Source organism: uncultured Fenollaria sp. (assembly GCF_934202865.1).
GTDB lineage: Bacteria > Bacillota > Clostridia > Tissierellales > Peptoniphilaceae > Fenollaria.
Window position 1 is genome coordinate 1 of the sequence record NZ_CAKPYL010000084.1, and the last position, 2,621, is coordinate 2,621.

Below are 2,621 nucleotides of genomic sequence, written 5' to 3' on the forward strand. Positions count from 1 at the left end.
AACTTAAAGAAGAGGACAAGTGGGACTTAAGCTTAGGCGGAAAGTACTTTGTGAAGAAGAACGACTCAGCCATCTTAGCTTTTGACATTCCAAAGACTAAGGAAGATCTTGCTTTTAAGATAATCGCATCTCACTCAGACAGCCCATGCTTTAGAATAAAGCCAGCAGCTGATATATATCAAAACGGCTATCATAAGCTTAATACTGAGGTTTATGGCGGTGCCATCTTGCACACTTGGTTTGACAGAGCCTTATCAATAGCTGGTAGAGTATATACAAAGAACGAAAAGGACGCACTTCATCCTCATATGCACCTTGTTAATATTGACAAGGACTTAATGAGCATAGTAAGTCTATGTATACATCAACACAGAGAAGTAAATAAGGGTTTTGAAATAAATGCACAAAAGGATACACTTCCAATACTTGAACTAATTAACGATACTATGGAAAAACTTAAATTGGAAGATATTTTAGCAAAAGAACTAAAAGTAGCTAGAGAAGATATTCTTGATTTTGATTTATTCTTATACGATAGAGAAGGCGGAAAGATACTTGGCTTAAATGACGAGTTTATGCAAATAGGTAGACTTGATAACTTAGCTATGGCTCATCTATCATACAAGGCTTTATTAGCTAATGAGGCATCAGATGCCATCAATCTAATCTACGTTTCAGACAACGAAGAAGTTGGCTCTATGACTAAACAAGGCGCTAACAGCCCATTCTTAAAGAATGTAATGAGAAGGATAGTTTTAGCACTAGGCTTAGATGACGAAGAATTTTACAGAGCAAAGGCAAAATCATTTATGATTTCATCTGACCTTGCTCACGCTTATCACCCTAACTATCCAGAAAAGTGCGATATAACTAATATGCCTAAGATGGGCGAGGGCGTTTGTATTAAGTACGCTGCAAATCAAAGCTACACATCAGATGCTGAGTCAGCTTCTGTATTTAAGCAATTCGCAGAAAAAGCTGGAGCAAAGGTACAAGCTTTCTTAAACAGATCAGACGTTCGTGGCGGCTCAACTATTGGCCCAATAAGCTCAACTCAATTAGATATAAAATCAGTTGACATAGGTAACCCAATACTTGCTATGCACTCAGTTAGAGAGTTTGGCAGCGTTGAAGATCATTATAATTTGTATAAGATATTTACAGAATTTTTTAAATAATGAAAAATAAAAAGACGAAGATTTTTTCCTTAGTCGTTATTATATTGTCTATAGTAGTCGTGTTATTAAGCGCCTACTTCATAGACGGCCCAGAAAAGATAATATCAACAGTCAGGCAAGCTAATGGCTATTATTTGCTATTAGCAGCCTTCTTGATATTTTTATTTTGGTTCTTTGGATCACTTTCACTTAATGCTTTGCTCAAAGTATTAGGCGCCAAGATTAGAGCAGTTGATGCATTTAAAGTAACTATGACGGGAGCCTTCTTTAACGCGATTACCCCATCGTCAACTGGTGGCCAGCCGATGCAAGTCTTGAGAATGAGGGACTTTGGCCTAGCACCAGGGCTTTCATCATCTGTAGTTATTTTACTATTGATAATAAATAATGTGGTTACGCTTATTTTAGGATTATTCTCAATTTATTATTCCTATCATAGTCTTGGAAAAACATGGTTTACAGGCCTTATGATGATACTTGGGGTTGCTTTAAGTGTTTTAGTAACCTTATTAATAGCAAGCGTAATAATATTTCCAAGAAAGAGCAAAAAAATTATAGTTAAAGTCATAGGATTTTTTAATAAGAAAAATGCAAAGGAAAAAATTGAAAGGCTAGATAAGCAGATAGATTCATTCTACGATTCATTCAGGGTATTTAAAAGGGAAGGTTTATATAAACTTATTCCGTGCGCGATTTTTGTAGCACTACAAAACATATCCTTATGGTCAATACCACACGTTGTTTTCGCTTCCTTTGGTGGAGTAACAAGTGATGTTGTTCTAAGTGTTTGCGCTGCATGTATGGTCGCTTTGATATCGGGCTATGTGCCACTACCAGGTGCAGCTTTAGGCGCAGAAGGTGCCTTCTTAGGCATATTCGGGCCACTTTATAAGAATATTTCATCCATTGCCATAGTAGTGATACTTTGGAGGGTATTTACATTTTATGCGCCAATCATAGTTGGAGCGCTATTTACAATTAACTTTAGAACAGAAAAAGAGGTAGAAAAAAATGAATAACGATGAAAAAAAGTACGTGCCAAGTGTTGAAACTGTTCTTAGAAGACACGTTCAAAAGGTACCCGAAGCTGTTTATAGATGCTCAGGCATAAACATAAAGGGCAAAAGAATAAAATCCTTAGTTTTCTCAACAGACGTTGCCATTATCAGAAATACCAATGCAGATGGGGTTATAGCTGTCTATCCATTTACACCTGAGCTATCAATTACAAAGGCGATACTTGATGTATCACCAGGACCTGTCTTTGTTGGCGTTGGCGGCGGCTTAACTACTGGACAAAGAAGTATACAGATAGCTTTTCAAGCAGAATTATATGGAGCTTTTGGCGTAGTGGTTAATGCGCCAATGAAGAATGAAGTCATTAAAGAGATGTCTGAGTATATTGACATACCTGTCATAGCGTCTATTGCCTCATACAACGAT

2 protein-coding genes and 1 pseudogene are annotated in these 2,621 nt (G+C 36.9%); all 3 read left to right on the plus strand.

The window, feature by feature from the left end:
• On the plus strand, positions 1-1,178 hold a 1,178-nt coding region (locus tag Q0E71_RS06650), incomplete at its 5' end, for a M18 family aminopeptidase (protein WP_294797230.1).
• Positions 1,178-2,197 carry a lysylphosphatidylglycerol synthase transmembrane domain-containing protein gene (locus Q0E71_RS06655; protein WP_294797232.1) on the plus strand — a complete coding sequence of 340 codons (1,020 nt, stop codon included), beginning with the start codon at positions 1,178-1,180 and terminating at the stop codon, positions 2,195-2,197. The genes Q0E71_RS06650 and Q0E71_RS06655, both read left to right, overlap by 1 nt.
• Positions 2,190-2,621: pseudogene (locus tag Q0E71_RS06660) on the plus strand (hydrolase); the annotation flags it as partial. The gene Q0E71_RS06655 and the pseudogene Q0E71_RS06660, both read left to right, overlap by 8 nt.